This is a genomic window from Aliiroseovarius crassostreae (assembly GCF_049803815.1).
Classification (GTDB): Bacteria; Pseudomonadota; Alphaproteobacteria; order Rhodobacterales; family Rhodobacteraceae; genus Aliiroseovarius; species Aliiroseovarius crassostreae_A.
In genome coordinates this window covers 66,230-81,929 of sequence record NZ_JBNAGI010000005.1, presented here as the reverse complement: position 1 = coordinate 81,929, position 15,700 = coordinate 66,230, and the positions used below count along the sequence as shown (strand labels likewise).

Annotated in this window: 14 protein-coding genes; 11 read left to right on the top strand and 3 right to left on the bottom strand. The window is 59.6% G+C overall.

Annotation, left to right across the window (positions count from 1 at the left end; all coding sequences use genetic code 11):
* The first annotated feature begins 3 nt into the window (after positions 1–3).
* From betA to ACP15V_RS13380, 3 genes are all read left to right on the top strand, one after another.
* Positions 4–1,659 (top strand): choline dehydrogenase, encoded by a 1,656-nt coding sequence (gene betA, locus ACP15V_RS13390; protein WP_424944211.1) that lies wholly within the window; start codon positions 4–6, stop codon positions 1,657–1,659.
* The gene (locus ACP15V_RS13385; protein ID WP_424944210.1) at positions 1,623–1,904 is read left to right on the top strand and encodes a hypothetical protein; all 282 of its coding nucleotides are present in this window, start codon (positions 1,623–1,625) and stop codon (positions 1,902–1,904) included. Before betA ends, ACP15V_RS13385 begins: the two co-directional genes overlap by 37 nt.
* Positions 1,905–2,124: 220 nt before the next feature.
* Positions 2,125–2,361, top strand: coding sequence for a YdcH family protein (locus ACP15V_RS13380; protein WP_424944209.1), 237 nt, complete (start codon positions 2,125–2,127; stop codon positions 2,359–2,361).
* Between the two features lie 73 nt (positions 2,362–2,434).
* Here ACP15V_RS13380 and ACP15V_RS13375 read toward each other — a convergent pair whose 3' ends face one another.
* From ACP15V_RS13375 to ACP15V_RS13365, 3 genes are all read right to left on the bottom strand, one after another.
* Entirely contained in the window at positions 2,435–3,274 is an 840-nt protein-coding gene (locus ACP15V_RS13375; RefSeq protein WP_424944208.1) for an alpha/beta hydrolase, read from the bottom strand.
* Positions 3,274–4,689, bottom strand: coding sequence for a helix-turn-helix domain-containing protein (locus ACP15V_RS13370; RefSeq protein WP_424944207.1), 1,416 nt, complete (start codon positions 4,687–4,689; stop codon positions 3,274–3,276). Before ACP15V_RS13370 ends, ACP15V_RS13375 begins: the two co-directional genes overlap by 1 nt.
* Before the next feature lie 109 nt (positions 4,690–4,798).
* Positions 4,799–6,031 (bottom strand): multidrug effflux MFS transporter, encoded by a 1,233-nt coding sequence (locus ACP15V_RS13365; RefSeq protein ID WP_424944206.1) that lies wholly within the window; start codon positions 6,029–6,031, stop codon positions 4,799–4,801.
* Between the two features lie 200 nt (positions 6,032–6,231).
* Between ACP15V_RS13365 and ACP15V_RS13360 the strand changes: the two genes are divergently transcribed.
* The 8 genes from ACP15V_RS13360 to scpA all read left to right on the top strand — a co-directional run bounded on the left by ACP15V_RS13360 (position 6,232) and on the right by scpA (position 15,672).
* Positions 6,232–7,764: an acyl-CoA carboxylase subunit beta gene (locus tag ACP15V_RS13360; protein WP_424944205.1), complete on the top strand. Its 1,533-nt coding sequence runs from the start codon at positions 6,232–6,234 to the stop codon at positions 7,762–7,764.
* A 23-nt stretch (positions 7,765–7,787) separates the two neighbouring features.
* Positions 7,788–8,258, top strand: a complete 471-nt coding sequence (locus ACP15V_RS13355) for a DUF6497 family protein (RefSeq protein ID WP_424944204.1) — start codon at positions 7,788–7,790, stop codon at positions 8,256–8,258.
* Positions 8,259–8,274: 16 nt separating this feature from the next.
* The gene (locus tag ACP15V_RS13350; RefSeq protein WP_424944394.1) at positions 8,275–8,625 is read left to right on the top strand and encodes a hypothetical protein; all 351 of its coding nucleotides are present in this window, start codon (positions 8,275–8,277) and stop codon (positions 8,623–8,625) included.
* 328 nt (positions 8,626–8,953) lie between these two features.
* Positions 8,954–9,151 carry a hypothetical protein gene (locus ACP15V_RS13345; protein WP_424944203.1) on the top strand — a complete coding sequence of 66 codons (198 nt, stop codon included), beginning with the start codon at positions 8,954–8,956 and terminating at the stop codon, positions 9,149–9,151.
* A gap of 158 nt (positions 9,152–9,309) precedes the next feature.
* Positions 9,310–11,355 carry an acetyl-CoA carboxylase biotin carboxylase subunit gene (locus ACP15V_RS13340; protein ID WP_424944202.1) on the top strand — a complete coding sequence of 682 codons (2,046 nt, stop codon included), beginning with the start codon at positions 9,310–9,312 and terminating at the stop codon, positions 11,353–11,355.
* Between the two features lie 3 nt (positions 11,356–11,358).
* Entirely contained in the window at positions 11,359–12,900 is a 1,542-nt protein-coding gene (locus tag ACP15V_RS13335; RefSeq protein ID WP_424944201.1) for a hypothetical protein, read from the top strand.
* Positions 12,897–13,427: a hypothetical protein gene (locus ACP15V_RS13330; protein ID WP_424944200.1), complete on the top strand. Its 531-nt coding sequence runs from the start codon at positions 12,897–12,899 to the stop codon at positions 13,425–13,427. The genes ACP15V_RS13335 and ACP15V_RS13330 overlap by 4 nt, the downstream gene beginning before the upstream one ends.
* A gap of 118 nt (positions 13,428–13,545) precedes the next feature.
* Positions 13,546–15,672, top strand: coding sequence for a methylmalonyl-CoA mutase (scpA, locus tag ACP15V_RS13325; protein ID WP_424944199.1), 2,127 nt, complete (start codon positions 13,546–13,548; stop codon positions 15,670–15,672).
* The last annotated feature ends 28 nt before the right edge of the window (positions 15,673–15,700 follow it).

Here is a 15,700-nt window from a genome sequence, read left to right as displayed (position 1 = left end):
GACATGCAAGCAGAATACGTGATCATTGGGGCCGGCAGCGCAGGCTGTGCCATGGCCTACCGTCTTGCGGAAGCAGGCAAAAAAGTGATCGTGATTGAACATGGCGGCACGGATGCGGGGCCGTTTATCCAGATGCCCGCGGCCCTCAGCTATCCGATGAACATGAAAACCTATGATTGGGGGTTTCAGACCGAACCGGAACCGCATCTGGGGGGGCGCCGGTTGGTGACCCCGCGTGGCAAGGTCATTGGTGGATCCAGCTCGATCAACGGAATGGTCTATGTGCGCGGTCATGCGCGTGACTTTGACCATTGGGCCGAACAGGGCGCAGATGGCTGGTCTTACGCCGACGTGCTGCCCTATTTCAAACGGCAGGAAACCTGGCATTCCGGAGGGCATGGCGGGGATGAGGATTGGCGCGGCAGGGATGGCCCGCTGCATGTCACCCGTGGGCCGCGTAAAAACCCGCTGTTTCAGGCGTTTGTGGATGCAGGCGCACAGGCGGGATACCCAGTCACCGGGGATTACAATGGCGAACAACAAGAGGGCTTTGGCCCGATGGAGCAGACCGTCTGGCAAGGCCGCCGCTGGTCCGCCGCCAATGCCTATCTGCGACCGGCACAAAAGACCGGCAATTGCCAGGTGATCCGCGCCTTTGCCCGCAAGGTGGTGATCGAAGACGGTCGCGCCACCGGGGTTGAGGTGGAACGTGGTGGCAAGATCGAAGTAATCCACGCGCAGGGCGAAGTGATCATCGCGGCCAGCTCGATCAATTCGCCCAAGCTCCTGATGCTGTCCGGCATCGGGCCTGCCGCGCATCTGGCGGAACATGGGATTGATGTGGTCGCCGACCGCGCGGGCGTGGGCCAGAACCTGCAAGACCACCTCGAGGTCTATATGCAGTATGCGTCAAAGCAGCCGATCACGCTGTATCGCTACTGGAACCTCATTTGGAAAGGCATTCTGGGCGCGCAGTGGCTCTTTACCAAAACCGGGTTGGGCGCGTCGAACCAGTTTGAAAGCGCGGCCTTTATCCGCTCGCGCGCGGGCGTCGAATATCCGGACATTCAGTATCACTTCCTGCCGATTGCCGTGCGCTATGACGGGCAGGCGGCGGCGGAAGGGCACGGGTTCCAGGCCCATACCGGCCCGATGCGCTCGCCGTCCCGCGGGGAAATCACCCTGAAATCCGCCGACCCGAAAGAACCGCCGCGGATCTTTTTCAACTACATGTCCACCGAACAGGACTGGGTGGATTTCCGCACCTGCCTGCGCCTGACGCGCGAAATTTTTGCGCAGCCCGCGTTTGAACCTTTCGTGAAGCATGAAATCCAGCCGGGGGTGAATTACCAGTCGGATGACGAGCTGGATGATTTCATCCGCGAACACGCCGAAAGCGCCTATCACCCCTGCGGCACCTGCCGCATGGGCCGCGCCGATGATCCCACCGCCGTGGTCGACCCCGAGATGCGGGTGATCGGCGTGGATGGGCTGCGCCTCGCTGACAGTTCCGTCTTCCCGCGCATCACCAATGGCAACCTCAATGCGCCCTCGATCATGGTAGGTGAAAAGGCGTCAGATCACATTCTGGGTCGCCAATTGCCGCGCGCCAATGAAGGCCCGTGGATCAATCCAAACTGGAAAACCAGTCAGCGGTAAAATCGAAAAAGGGCGGTGCTTCGGGGCCGCCCTTGTTTTTTATAGGGGCTTTGCCCCTCAAACCTTCGGTTCTCACCCCAGGATATTTGAAGACCAAAGATAGCGCAGGGGCCTGCCATCTTTGGTCTTCAAAGCGTTTCGGTTTCAACCTGACACAGGGGAAAACCGAAACGCAGCAAAAGATATCAATGTCATGGGCGTTTCGGGGCAAACTTGTGTCTCAAGTTCATCCCGAAACGCTTTAAATATCCCGGGGTTCGAGGGCTTCCCGAAAATGGTCCGGGGGACCATTTTGCCCGAAGAACGGGCGGAGCCCTGAGCGAGCTTGCCTCGCGAGGGGCAGCGCCCCTGCCGCCCTCACATTCAATTTCCGACATAAAACCTCGTGCTTTTTGATCCGCGTCAAAGCCCCGACTCATCCACGGGCGCACTCTGATATCGAACAAAGCGAGAGGAGAGCCGCGAATGTCCAACACCCCCCACGAGTTGCACGAAGAATTCCCGGAATTTGCCGAGAAGATGCAAGGTCTGAAAACATCGGACGCCCATTTTGCCAAGCTGGCCGATGAATATCACGAGGTGAACCGTGCGGTGCACCGTGCAGAGACCAACGTGGAGCCGACCGACCAGTTCAATGAAGAGGACCTGCGCAAAAAACGCGCGGCTCTGAAGGACGAAATCTACCGAATGCTCAGCGCCTGATCCCGGATCGGGAGAAACTCAACAAGATACCTCCCTTGCCCCGCTCATCCGAGCGGGGTTTTTTTGATTGCGGTCACATGCGCGCGCGCATCCACTTCGCAAACTCAGGGCGGACGCCATCTTTTACGAAGATATTGCCGTGGCCAGCGTTGTCACGCGTAATCAGAAGCTTTTGCTGGGACGGGGACAGTTTGAAAAGCTGTTTTCCATGCGCAATCGGAACGCGTTTATCCTTCCCCCCATGCATGATGAACAGGGGCACATTGAGTTTGCGAATATAGCGGTCACTCGGCCAGGGGTCGGCGCGTCCTTTAAACAGTCTTGCGATCTGCGGTGCCTGGTGGCGCACAAGCGCATATCCCGAGGTATAAGGGGCCTGCAGGGCGATACCCGCTGGCGGTGTTCCCTTCCGGGCAAGCTCATACGCCAAACGAACCGCTACTCCGGTTCCAAAGCTTTCCCCCATCACAACGACCTTGGTCTGGCCAACCAGCCCTGGGATGGCCTGATAGGTTTTATGAGCGGCGGTCATAATTGATTGCGTACTGGCACGGCCCTTGCTGCCAGATGATCCAGGGTAACTCATAGCAACCACGCCAAAGCCCCGTGTCACAAACCACCTGTATTTCCATGCTCGTTTTGCAAGCCCCCCGGTGGAGCCGTGAAAGAACATCACTGTTGGGTGGCCGTCTTTGGGCTTGGCAACCCATAAAACCAACCCATCCTTCCGAACCTCTTTCATCAACCCTTTCAGCCGACCGCCCTGCGCCTTTTCAACGGGTACCTGTTTGGGACTGAACTTGGAATAAAAGACCGGGTACTCAAAAGGGTTCGCCCGGGCGCCCGAAGGGGGCAAAGAAATCAGCGATATCAGGAAGGCACTGATATAAAGCACAAAAGTTCGTCTGATCATTATCTGTCTATCTCATAGGGCAAAACACCCCGTGAATATGGATCGACCCGCAGCTTGCGTTCAAGGGGAGGAACTGAGCGTTGGTGACAATACGCTCGTTCGCAGATCCGGCAGCTGACGCCAATCGGTTCAAAGGCGGCGTCATTCGACACGTCAAGATCATCGGCATACACCAATGCGCCGGTGTGTTTCACTTCACACCCCAGCCCAATGGCGTAGCGGCGCACCGGGGCGGCAAAGGTGCCACCGGATTTGGTCACGTTGCGGGCAAGGCAGAAATACTTCACCCCGTCCGGCGTCTGCGCCAATTGCCGCAGAAAACGGCCCGGGGTTTCAAAGGCCTGATGCACATTCCACAGCGGACATGCGCCGCCAAACCGGGCAAATTGCAGTCGCGTGGCCGAGTGGCGTTTGGTGATGGTGCCCGCCTGATCGACACGCACAAAGAAGAACGGAATGCCCTTTGCGCCCGGCCGTTGCAGGGTCGACAATCGGTGGGCCACTTGTTCAATGGAGGCCCCAAACCGGTCGGCCAGCCGTTCAAGGTCATGACGCGTCTCATGGGCCGCCTCGAGAAAGGCAGCATAGGGCAACAGGGCGGCACCTGCGAAATAGTTGGCCAGGCCCAGTTTGGCGATCGAGCGTGCCTCGTCCGTCTGAAACCGCGCAAAATCCAACGTGGCTTCCAATAGGGCGTCCTGAGTGATCAGCGCCACCTGCATCAGAAGCTGAAACTCCTGCGTGGCGCGCGGGGGGCGGGTTGACAGGGTCAGCGTGCGGGTTTCGGGGTCATATTGGCGCGTGGTCTGGCAATCTTCGTGGCGAATGGTGATGCCGCGCTCGGTCAATGTGGTTTCGGCCATCGCATATTTGCCCAACCCGCGGGTTATCGCATTTGTGGAAAAATGCTCCGCCGCCCGATCCACGGCATCGATGTAATTGTCGCAATAGTGAAAAAAGTCGCGCACCTCATCCCAGGGGGAGGCCTGCGCGCTGCGCGGCTCGCCCATGTTCTGCTCGCCCAGGTTTTCATCCATCGCGGCCAGACGTTCATGCCCCATGCGATAGGCGCGGTGCAGTTCCAGAAGGGCGTGGGCCAACGCCGGGGCGTTGGAGGCCGCTAGGCGCAGATCGGCAAGTGGGGGGGCGTCGGAAAAGACCGGGTCGGCAAAGGCTTCGCGCATGTCACTGACCAGCCGCTCCGCATCTCCGGTGGACAGTTCAGCCACGTCAAATCCAAATTCCTGCGCCAGCGCCAACACCACCCCGGTCGATACCGGCCGGTTGTTGTTTTCCATCTGGTTCAGATAGGGCAGGCTGACCCCCAGCTTTTCCGCAAATACCTTTTGTGTCAGCCCAAGGCGCGAGCGGATTTCGCGCAGTTTGACACCGGCATAGAGTTTCTGTGTGGCCATGGGGCACCTCGATTTTGCGGGTTGCTGCCTGAGGTTTGCAAATTATTGCATTCCTCTCAGTAGCATTTGCAAAGCGGTGCCGTCAAAATCGAATTTTCAGTGGGGGCGCCTAGTGAATTCCCAGTCTTTTTTCACGCTTCAGCACCATCATCATCGACAGAACCGCGATGATTGAGGACAGGAACATCAGCCACAACAAGGGCATGGCCGAGTTTCCATCGCCAAGGGCAAGGCCCGCAAAGCCCGAAATCACCCCGCCGCCGCACATCATCAACGTGCCGCCCAGCCCGGCGGCGCTGCCCGCCAGTTCCGGTCGCACCGACATCATGCCGGCGCTGGTGGAGGGCAGGGTCATGCCATTGCCGACGCCGACCAGGATCATGAAGCCGAAAAAGACGAACTCATTGCCCAGCCCCAAGGCAAAGAGCAGGATAGGCATCGCCATCCCTCCTGCCGTGACCAGGCTTCCCCCCAGGATCATCCGCATCATGCCCATGCGCATGGAATAGCGTCCCGACAGGAAGTTGCCCACCAGATAGCCCGCGGCGGGCGAGCCGAAAAACAGGCCAAGGCGCGAGGGTTCCATGTGGTAGATCTCGCTGCCCACATAGGGTGCGCCGCCCAGATAGGCAAAGAATGCGCCAGAGGTGAAGGTGGCGGTCAGGCAATAGCCCCAGAAGCGGGGCGAAGACAGCAGCGCAGGATAGGCCCGAAACTGGGCACCAAAGCCCGCAAATTGCCGGGCAGAGGTTTCCCCCATATCCCGCCAGATCAATGCCAGCGCCAGCAGGCCGGTCAGGCTTTGCAGCCAGAAATTTGCCTTCCAGCCGAAAAGCTGGTCCAGAAATCCGCCCAGCGTGGGGGCCAACATCGGCACCAGCGACATGCCCATGGTGACATAGCCGATCATCGAGGCCGCCCGATCCCCCGGAACCATGTCGCGGATCGCCGCGCGCGACACAACCATGCCCACCGCCACTGTGGCCTGCATCATGCGAAAGCCCAGAAACACTTCGATGGTTGGGGCCATGACGCAGCCCAGCGTCGCCAGAATATAGATCGCAAAGCCCGACAGGATCACCGGGCGGCGGCCAAACCGGTCGGACAAGGGCCCGACCACGATCTGCAACGCGCCGTTCACAAACAGGTAAAGCGCAACGGACAGCTGCACCAAGTGGTAATCCGCGTTGAAATGGGCGGCCATGCCGGGCAGCGAGGGCAGGAACACATTCATTGACACCGCCGCCATCGCCGCGACAAAGGTCAGGGTGAACAGGCTGGGGGGTGTTGTCGGGTCAAGAAACCGCGACTTGGGCAACAGGCTGGCGTCAGAGGAGGACATGACCTATCGCTACGCCGGTGCCGAAGAGAGGTCCAATCATTTCCGGTGATTTGAGGTATTAGTCCGGGGAATGATGATCAAATTTGCAACTATGCAATTTGCAAAAAACGCATTGCAATAAGTTTGCAAATTCGCCCCTTTTTCCTTTTGCGATGCAGCAATCCCGGCTAGGTTTCCTTGAAATCAAGGAGTGCCGCCAGATGAAAGATATCCTCGAAGAATTGGATGCCCGCCGTAACAAAGCCCGCCTCGGGGGCGGTCAACGCCGGATTGACAGTCAACATGCCCGGGGCAAGCTGACTGCCCGTGAACGGATCGAGCTGTTGCTTGATGAGGACTCGTTTGAAGAGTTCGACATGTTCAAAACCCATCGCTGTACCGAGTTTGGTATGGAAGATGACAAGCCTGCAGGTGACGGCGTTGTGACCGGCTGGGGCACCATCAATGGTCGCCTGGTCTATGTTTTCTCGCAGGATTTCACCGTGTTTGGCGGATCGCTCAGCGAAACCCACGCCGAAAAGATCTGCAAGATCCAGGATATGGCGATGCAAAACGGCGCGCCCATTATCGGCCTGAACGATTCGGGGGGCGCGCGGATCCAGGAAGGGGTCGACAGCCTGGCCGGTTACGCCGAAGTGTTCCAGCGCAACATCATGGCCTCGGGCGTGGTGCCGCAGATCAGCGTGATCATGGGGCCCTGTGCCGGTGGTGCCGTGTATTCGCCCGCCATGACCGACTTCATCTTCATGGTGAAAGACACGTCTTACATGTTCGTGACCGGTCCGGATGTTGTGAAAACCGTGACCAACGAAGTTGTGACCGCCGAGGAGCTTGGCGGCGCCTCGACCCACACCAAGAAATCCTCGGTCGCGGATGGCGCCTTTGAAAACGACGTGGAGGCGATGACCGAAGTGCGCCGCCTGGTCGATTTCCTGCCGCAAAACAACCGCGACAAAGCGCCGGTGCGCCCGTTCTTCGACAGCCCCTCGCGGATTGACGAAAGCCTCGATACGCTGGTGCCGGACAATCCGAACACGCCCTATGACATGAAAGAGCTGATCACCAAAATCGGTGACGAGGGCGATTTCTACGAGATCCAGGAAGACTACGCCAAGAACATCATCACCGGTTTTGTCCGTATGGAAGGGCAGACCGTGGGCGTTGTGGCGAACCAGCCGATGGTGCTGGCTGGCTGTCTCGACATTGACAGCTCGCGCAAGGCCGCGCGTTTTGTGCGCTTCTGTGATGCGTTCGAAATTCCGATCCTAACGCTGGTCGACGTGCCGGGCTTCCTGCCGGGCACCGGCCAGGAATATGGCGGCGTGATCAAACACGGTGCGAAACTGCTCTTTGCCTATGGTGAAGCAACGGTGCCGAAAGTGACCGTGATCACCCGCAAGGCCTATGGTGGTGCTTATGACGTTATGGCATCGAAACACCTGCGCGGCGATTTCAACTACGCCTGGCCGAAAGCCGAGATCGCGGTGATGGGCGCCAAGGGCGCAACCGAGATCCTCTATCGCTCGGAACTGGGCGACCCCGAGAAGATCGCGCAGCGCACCGCCGATTACGAAGATCGGTTTGCCAATCCGTTTGTGGCCGCAGAGCGTGGCTTCATCGACGAGGTGATCCAGCCGCAATCCACCCGCAAACGCGTCTGCCGTGCCTTCGCCTCGCTGCGGGGCAAAAAGCTGCAGAACCCGTGGAAAAAACACGACAACATTCCGCTGTAAGGCAAGGCTGAGACCGTAAGACAATGACACTGGCGCAGACATATCAGGGCTGTATCGGCCGGGGCGGGGCAGGGGCTATGGCCGCGGCCCTCGCCCTGACCCTTGCCTTGCCTGCGCCGGGTCAGGCCAAGGATGAAGACTGGGATCGCGACATGGTGATCTCGGTCCCTTCTGGCCAACCCATTGAATTTCTTGATGTGATCCGGGATGTTGACAGCGCCGTGGGCACCGCCCTGCGCTATCGCTTTCTCGCGCCCGCCATTTCCCGTGATATGACCCATGTGAGTTTTGTTCAGGCCGCTGATGACATGGAGGCCCTGTGTCAGGACTATGTTCTGCCATGGATTGAGGTTGCTGCCGGCAAGCTGCCGGACCAGATCATCATCGTGCTGTCCGACCGCGCGGTCGAGTTCGGTGTGGCAGACCCCGACGCAACCCAGTATTTCGAAGCCTACCGCCCCGAGGATGGGGCCTGTTTCTGGGAGGGCTTCTGACATGGCATTGCCATATATGCTGAAACACCGTGGATTTCCGGGCCGCTTGCCCGGCACCGACTATCAATTCACCCTGCGCCGTGCGTCGAAAACCGGCGCGACCGAGTTGAAGGCGCGCGAACGCTTTGCGGATCGTAAACCGGCCGACCGCCGGGCTGATGCAGGTTTTATGCAAGCGCTGTGGGAAAATTTTGGCGATCAGCCGTTTGAGCGTGGCAATCTTGATGCTGGCCGTCTGAGCTGGCTTTTTGGCCGCGAGGTGATCCCCGCCGAAGATCCGTTTGATGCATCCAGCTATGAAGCGATGCTGGTGATCGATGTTGATCGCGCCCGTGCTGCCTTTCCCGAAGTGTTTGGTGAGGTTTAGGCATGAATTCGCTTGGCAACATTCAAAACCGGCAAGAACCGGCTCAAAAGACAAGGTCTTTCGGGCTGGGCTCTTGCAATGGGGCGAATGCGTGCCAATCTCTTTCACAGGCAGACGCATTATCCCCGCGTTTCGCCGTGGTTCGTCGAAACCACAACCCTTCCCCTTCTTCTCCCCGGTTTCAGACCTTTTGGTCTGAGCCGGGTTTCTTTTGCGCACGGGCGATCCGTTGCGCGAACCCTCGCGCATTGCGGGTAGGCGGGCTTGCACCACGTCGCGATCGGCGCTCTACCAGAGCCACTCATACAACTGATCAAGGCAGTGAAACATGCAAATCGCAAAACTATTCGCAGGGCTCTGCGTGGCCGCTGTGCTGGCCGGGTGCCAGTGGAACGATCTTGAACGTGCAGGCGCGGGGGCGGCAGCCGGGGCTGTCATCTCGGGCGTCAGCGACGGCAATGTGCTTACCGGGGCCGTCATCGGCGCGGGTGCTGGGGCGCTGTGCGACGACGTTGGGGCCTGCTGAGGCAGCTGCCGACCAGTCTGGTCATTATGAAATTTCGATGACGCGCCAGTTGTGCGCCCATCGCGAAAATACGCCCGCCAGAGGTTTCGCCTCTGGTGGGTTTTTTGTTGCCAATCCGCGGGGGTCCGCCCCGCATACACATGAAGAAGGGACAGGACATGTTCAATAAGATCCTGATTGCGAACCGGGGCGAAATTGCCTGCCGCGTGATCAAGACCGCCCGCAAAATGGGCATCGGAACCGTGGCGATCTATTCGGATGCGGATAAAAACGCGCTTCATGTGGAAATGGCGGATGAGGCCATCCATATCGGCCCGCCGCCCGCCAACCAGTCCTACATTGTCATCGACAAGGTGATGGACGCGATCAAGCAATCGGGCGCACAGGCGGTGCATCCGGGCTATGGCTTCCTGTCGGAAAACTCGAAGTTTGCCGAGGCCCTGTCGGCCGCTGGCGTCGCTTTTGTTGGCCCCCCGGTGGGCGCCATTGAAAGCATGGGCGACAAGATCACCTCGAAGAAAATCGCCCAAGAAGCTAACGTGTCCACCGTGCCCGGTTACATGGGTCTGATCGAGGACGCGGAAGAGGCCGTGAAGATTTCCAATGAAATCGGCTATCCGGTGATGATCAAAGCCTCGGCCGGTGGCGGCGGTAAAGGCATGCGGATTGCCTGGAATGATGACGAAGCCCGCGAAGGCTTTCAGTCATCCAAGAACGAAGCGGCCAGCAGCTTTGGCGACGACCGGATCTTTATCGAGAAGTTCGTGACCCAACCGCGCCACATCGAAATTCAGGTGCTGTGCGACAGCCACGGCAACGGTATTTATCTGGGCGAACGTGAATGTTCGATCCAGCGCCGCAACCAGAAAGTTGTCGAAGAAGCCCCAAGCCCCTTCCTGGATGAAGAGACCCGTCGCGCCATGGGCGAACAGGCCGTGGCCCTGGCCAAGGCCGTGGGTTACTCCTCTGCGGGCACCGTGGAATTCATCGTCGATGGCGACAAGAACTTCTACTTCCTCGAAATGAACACCCGCCTGCAGGTGGAACACCCGGTGACCGAGCTGATCACTGGCGTGGACCTTGTGGAACAGATGATCCGCGTCGCCGCCGGGGAAAAGCTGACCATTACCCAGGACGATGTAAAACTGCAGGGCTGGGCGATTGAAAACCGCCTGTATGCCGAAGATCCCTATCGCAACTTCCTGCCCTCAATCGGTCGCCTGACCGCCTATCGTCCCCCGGCAGAGCGCGCCGCTGGCCCGCTTTTGGAGAACGATAAATGGCAGGGTGATGCCAAATCCGGCAAACATGCGGTGCGCAACGATACCGGCGTCTATGAAGGCGGCGAGATCAGCATGTATTACGACCCGATGATCGCCAAGCTTTGCACCTGGGCGCCGACCCGGGACGAGGCGATCGAGGCGATGCGCGTGGCGCTTGACAGCTTTGAAGTGGAAGGCATCGGCCACAACCTGCCGTTCCTTGCGGCCGTGATGGATCACCCGATCTTCATCTCGGGCGACATGACCACGGCCTTCATCGAAGAGCAGTACCCGGACGGGTTCGAGGGCGTGACCCTCGACGAGGAGGCGCTGAAACGTATCGCCGCCTCGGCCGCTGCCATGTACCGCGTCGCTGAAATCCGCCGCACCCGCATCTCGGGCCGGATGGACAACCACGAACGCAAGGTCGGCAAAAAATGGGTTGTGACGCTGCAAGATCAGGAGTTTGCAGTGAAAATCAAAGCCGACAAAGAAGGGTCCACGGTCAAGTTCGATGATGGGACCAAGCTGCGCGTCGAAAGCGACTGGACCCCGGGCGACAGCCTCGCAAAGATCAAAATCGATGGCGAAAAGCTGGTGCTGAAGGTGAACAAGATCACCTCGGGCTTCCGCATGCGGTCGCGCGGTGCGGATCTGGACGTGCGCGTGCGCACCCCGCGTCAGGCGGAACTTGCCAAGCTGATGCCTGAGAAGGTCGCGCCGGATACCTCGAAAATGCTGCTGTGCCCGATGCCGGGTCTGGTTGTGAAACTGGACGTCGAAGTGGGGCAGGAAGTGCAGGAAGGGCAGGCCCTTTGCACCATCGAGGCGATGAAGATGGAAAACATCCTGCGCGCCGAGAAAACCGGTGTGGTGTCAAAGATCAACGCGAGCGCGGGCGACAGCCTGGCGGTCGACGAAGTGATCATGGAGTTCGAATAACCCATGACCAGCCTGGCGTTTCAGGATCGGCTGCAGGATGATCCTGTGGCCACCACCGGACGGGCCCTGGCCAGCGCAAGCAGTCTTGCAGCGCTGGCGGGATACCTGCTTCTGGTGGGGCTGTCCTGGCGCCTGGCGGGCATGTTCGAATTTCCTCTTGATGATGTCTATATCCACATGGCCATGGCCGAACAGATCATGGCCGGTGGGTATGGCGTAAATGCGGGCGAGTTCGCCTCCGCCTCCTCTTCTCCGCTGTTTTCCCTGCTGCTTTTGCCGTTTGCGGGACAAGACGCGCAGATTTATGTGCCGATCTTCTGGAATGTTGTGGGGCTGCTTGGGGCCGCCTGGTTGTGGGGCCGGGTGGTGGCGGATGCGCTTGGGCGCGACCCGCTTAGCTGGGGCATTGCGCTTGCCGGCCCCCTGGCGCTGAACATTTCCGGGCTGGCCTTTGCGGGCATGGAACATACGCTGCATGTCTGGGCCACCATGGCCGTGGTGCGCGGTATCCAGCTTGAGGCGCGTGGCGATGAGGGCCTCTGGCTAATCGTGCCCGCCGTGATCCTTGGTCCGCTGTTGCGGTTCGAAGGGCTTGCGGTCTCTGCCGCGGCGATCATGTTTTTGATGTTACATGGGCGGATGCGTCTGGCACTGGTTTTGGGGCTGGCCACTCTGCTGCCGCTGATCCTTTATATGGCGTTCCTGAAATCCCTTGGCCTGTCCGCCCTTCCCAATTCGGTGCTGGCCAAGCTGGGCGGGCAACCATGGCTTCGCCCCTATCGCTTCTGGGCCATTCCCGGATTGATCGGCCTGGCCTGGTCGCTGACACAGTTGATCCGTTTGCCGCGCGGCTCAAAGCTCTGGACCACCTATGCGGTTCTGGCCCCAGCCCTCTTTGCGTTCTCCGGCCATTGTCTGCTGGGCCAGTTCGGCTGGATGAACCGCTACGAGATTTATGCGCTGTTTTTCCTGTTTGCGATGGGCGTTCTGGTGCTTGGCTATGTCGCAGCCTCTTCGCGGATGCGTCTGGTCCTATTGCTGGTTCTGTTGTTCCTCGGGCAGGAATATTGGAAAGACACGATGCTTCGCGGTGTTGTTTCGCCGCGGGCCGTGTCTTTGCAACAGGCGCAGATGGCGCGCTTTGCCAAGGAATACGTGCAGGCGCCGGTGGCCGTGAATGATCTGGGATATGTGGTCTGGCGCAATCCAAACTATGTGCTTGATCTATGGGGGCTGGCCTCGAAAGATGCTTTGGCGATCCGCAAATCTGACCCAGCCCCGCATTGGGCCGGGCCCTTGGCGGATCAGACCGGGGTCGAGCTTGCGATGATCTACGAAGCTTGGCTGTATGAGGCGGTTGGAGAGAACTGGGTCAAGCTCGGGGATCTGGTGCTGGATGTGTCAAACGGGATCATCGCCCAGTCGCGGGTGGCGTTTTATGCCACCTCTCCTGAGCATGTTGCCCCGCTCGGGGCGAAATTGGATGAATTTGTCCCAACCCTTCCCGAAGGTGCCCATTTCGAATTTGCGGAGGGGGCGCAATGACCCTGTCTGTTTCCCCCCTGTCCCCCCTCAAGGCAACCGTTGCCGCCGGCATTCTGCTGACGCTGGGCGGCTGTGACCTGCATCGCGAAAGCAGTCTGCGCGCGACCTTGTCGGCGTGGTTCCAACTGGGTGAAACCCTGTCTTTTGAAAGCGGCATGCGCTGTACGGCGGCGGTGTTTCGCGCCCGCACCAACGACGTGGGGCCAAGCCTGCCTTTGGGCGACAGCCCGTCCGAGGCGCAGGGGATCTATGGCTTGGTGGGCCTTGCGGGCATTCGCATGGAGGGCGTGACCCCGCATGAAATGACCGAAGCCATGCTGCTGGCCAATGACGGCTGGTTTGGCAAACACGCCCTGGGCGCCGCCGCGCAGGTGGGCCCTTGCCTGAATGACGAAATCGAAACCGGGTTCCGCCTTGCCATGACCCGGCCGGGCGCGCTTTTGGCCTATTCGGCAGAGCTTGACGGGGTCATCGTGCTCGATCCTGTGGACCGAAAACTGTTTTTTGCCGCCGGGGATACCTACTGATCCGGCGGAATGTGACCTCAACCGGGGCGGATGACCAGCCCTGCAGAATGTGAATGCGCCCGGGGACGCGGGCGAGAGCTATGACGCCCATCAGACGGGCGATGGAAAGGAAGACGCCATGAGCGATACAGCCAAGTGGAAAGAACTGGCCGAGAAGGAACTTCGCGGTCGTGCCCTGGAGGATCTGACCTGGGACACCCTGGAAGGGATCGAGGTCAAACCGCTTTACACGGCGGAGGACACCAAGGATCTGGACCATATGGGCGGCATGCCCGGCTTTGGCCCCTTCACCCGTGGCGTGAAGGCAACCATGTATGCGGGCCGCCCGTGGACCATCCGCCAATATGCGGGCTTCTCGACCGCAGAAGAATCGAACGCTTTTTACCGCCGCAACCTGGCCGCCGGTCAGCAGGGCGTGTCGGTGGCCTTCGACCTGGCCACGCACCGCGGCTATGACAGTGACCACCCCCGCGTGGTGGGTGACGTGGGCAAGGCCGGTGTGGCGATCGACTCGATCGAAGACATGAAGATCCTCTTCGACGGCATCCCGCTGGATAAAGTGTCGGTCTCGATGACCATGAACGGGGCGGTCATTCCGATCCTCGCCAATTTCATCGTGGCGGGCGAAGAGCAGGGCCATGACAAATCGCTGCTCGCAGGGACCATTCAGAACGACATTCTGAAAGAGTTCATGGTGCGCAACACCTATATCTATCCGCCCGAACCGTCGATGCGGATCATCTCGGACATCATCGAATATACCTCGAACGAGATGCCGAAGTTCAACTCGATCTCGATTTCCGGCTATCACATGCAAGAGGCCGGGGCGAACCTGGTGCAGGAGCTGGCCTATACGCTGGCCGACGGTCGTGAATATGTGCGTGCCGCCATTGAGGCCGGTATGGATGTAGACAAATTCGCAGGCCGCCTGTCGTTCTTCTTCGCCATCGGCATGAACTTCTTCATGGAAGCCGCGAAACTGCGCGCCGCGCGTACCTTGTGGCACCGCGTGATGACCGAATTTGGCGCGAAATCTGAACGCTCCAAAATGCTGCGCACCCACTGCCAGACCTCGGGCGTCAGCCTGCAGGAACAGGACCCCTATAACAACGTGATCCGCACCGCCTATGAAGCCATGTCGGCCGCCCTTGGCGGCACCCAGTCGCTGCACACCAACGCGCTGGATGAGGCGATTGCGCTGCCCACCGATTTCTCGGCCCGCATCGCGCGCAACACGCAGATCATCTTGCAGGAAGAAACCGGTATCACCAACGTGGTCGATCCGCTGGCGGGCTCCTACTATGTCGAAAGCCTGACGGATGAGCTGATCAACAAGGCCTGGGCCCTGATGGAAGAGGTCGAGGAGATGGGCGGCATGACCAAGGCCGTCGCCAGCGGTATGCCCAAGCTGCGCATCGAGGAATCAGCGGCCAAACGCCAGGCGATGATCGACAAGGGTGACGAAGTCATCGTTGGCGTGAACAAATATAAGCTGGCCCAGGAAGACGAGATCGAAATCCTTGACGTGGACAATATGGCCGTGCGCGAAAGCCAGATTGCCCGTCTTGAAAACATCCGCGCAACCCGCGACGAAGCGGCCTGTCAGGCCGCGCTGGATGAGCTGACCCGCCGCTCAAAAGAGGGTGGCAATCTGCTTGAAGCGGCTGTTGAAGCCGCCCGCGCCCGCGCCTCAGTCGGAGAGATTAGCATGGCAATGGAAAAAGAATTTGGCCGTCACCGCGCCGAAGTGAAAACACTGGCCGGGGTGTATGGCGCCGCTTACGAAGGCGACGAGGGCTTTGCCCAGATCCAGAAATCGGTCGAAGAGTTTGCCGAGGCCGAAGGCCGCCGCCCGCGCATGCTCGTCGTGAAGATGGGCCAGGACGGGCACGACCGGGGCGCCAAGGTGATCGCCACCGCCTTTGCCGATATCGGTTTTGACGTGGACGTTGGTCCGCTCTTTCAAACCCCGGAAGAGGCCGCGCAGGATGCGATCGACAATGACGTGCACATCGTCGGCATCTCGTCGCAGGCGGCAGGCCACAAAACGCTGGCCCCGCAACTGGTGAACGCGCTGAAAGAGCAGGGCGCCGAGGACATCATCGTGATTTGTGGCGGGGTTATCCCGCAGCAAGACTATGATTACCTTTATGAAAACGGCGTGAAGGCCATCTTTGGCCCGGGCACCAATATCCCGGAGGCGGCCGAGAAGGTGCTGAAGATCGTGCGCGACGTGCGCAGCTGATGCCTGCGTGGCGGCCGGTCCCGACCTG

What these genes read in the sequence shown, in the direction of transcription:
- ACP15V_RS13380 (WP_424944209.1), top strand. Translation starts at nt 2,125, where the DNA reads ATGTCCAACACCCCCCACGAGTTGCACGAAGAATTCCCGGAATTTGCC.
- ACP15V_RS13375 (WP_424944208.1), bottom strand. Translation starts at nt 3,274, where the DNA reads ATGATCAGACGAACTTTTGTGCTTTATATCAGTGCCTTCCTGATATCG.
- ACP15V_RS13355 (WP_424944204.1), top strand. Translation starts at nt 7,788, where the DNA reads ATGACACTGGCGCAGACATATCAGGGCTGTATCGGCCGGGGCGGGGCA.
- scpA (WP_424944199.1), top strand. Translation starts at nt 13,546, where the DNA reads ATGAGCGATACAGCCAAGTGGAAAGAACTGGCCGAGAAGGAACTTCGC.
- betA (WP_424944211.1), top strand. Translation starts at nt 4, where the DNA reads ATGCAAGCAGAATACGTGATCATTGGGGCCGGCAGCGCAGGCTGTGCC.
- ACP15V_RS13335 (WP_424944201.1), top strand. Translation starts at nt 11,359, where the DNA reads ATGACCAGCCTGGCGTTTCAGGATCGGCTGCAGGATGATCCTGTGGCC.
- ACP15V_RS13370 (WP_424944207.1), bottom strand. Translation starts at nt 4,689, where the DNA reads ATGGCCACACAGAAACTCTATGCCGGTGTCAAACTGCGCGAAATCCGC.
- ACP15V_RS13350 (WP_424944394.1), top strand. Translation starts at nt 8,275, where the DNA reads ATGCTGAAACACCGTGGATTTCCGGGCCGCTTGCCCGGCACCGACTAT.
- ACP15V_RS13330 (WP_424944200.1), top strand. Translation starts at nt 12,897, where the DNA reads ATGACCCTGTCTGTTTCCCCCCTGTCCCCCCTCAAGGCAACCGTTGCC.
- ACP15V_RS13365 (WP_424944206.1), bottom strand. Translation starts at nt 6,031, where the DNA reads ATGTCCTCCTCTGACGCCAGCCTGTTGCCCAAGTCGCGGTTTCTTGAC.
- ACP15V_RS13340 (WP_424944202.1), top strand. Translation starts at nt 9,310, where the DNA reads ATGTTCAATAAGATCCTGATTGCGAACCGGGGCGAAATTGCCTGCCGC.
- ACP15V_RS13345 (WP_424944203.1), top strand. Translation starts at nt 8,954, where the DNA reads ATGCAAATCGCAAAACTATTCGCAGGGCTCTGCGTGGCCGCTGTGCTG.
- ACP15V_RS13360 (WP_424944205.1), top strand. Translation starts at nt 6,232, where the DNA reads ATGAAAGATATCCTCGAAGAATTGGATGCCCGCCGTAACAAAGCCCGC.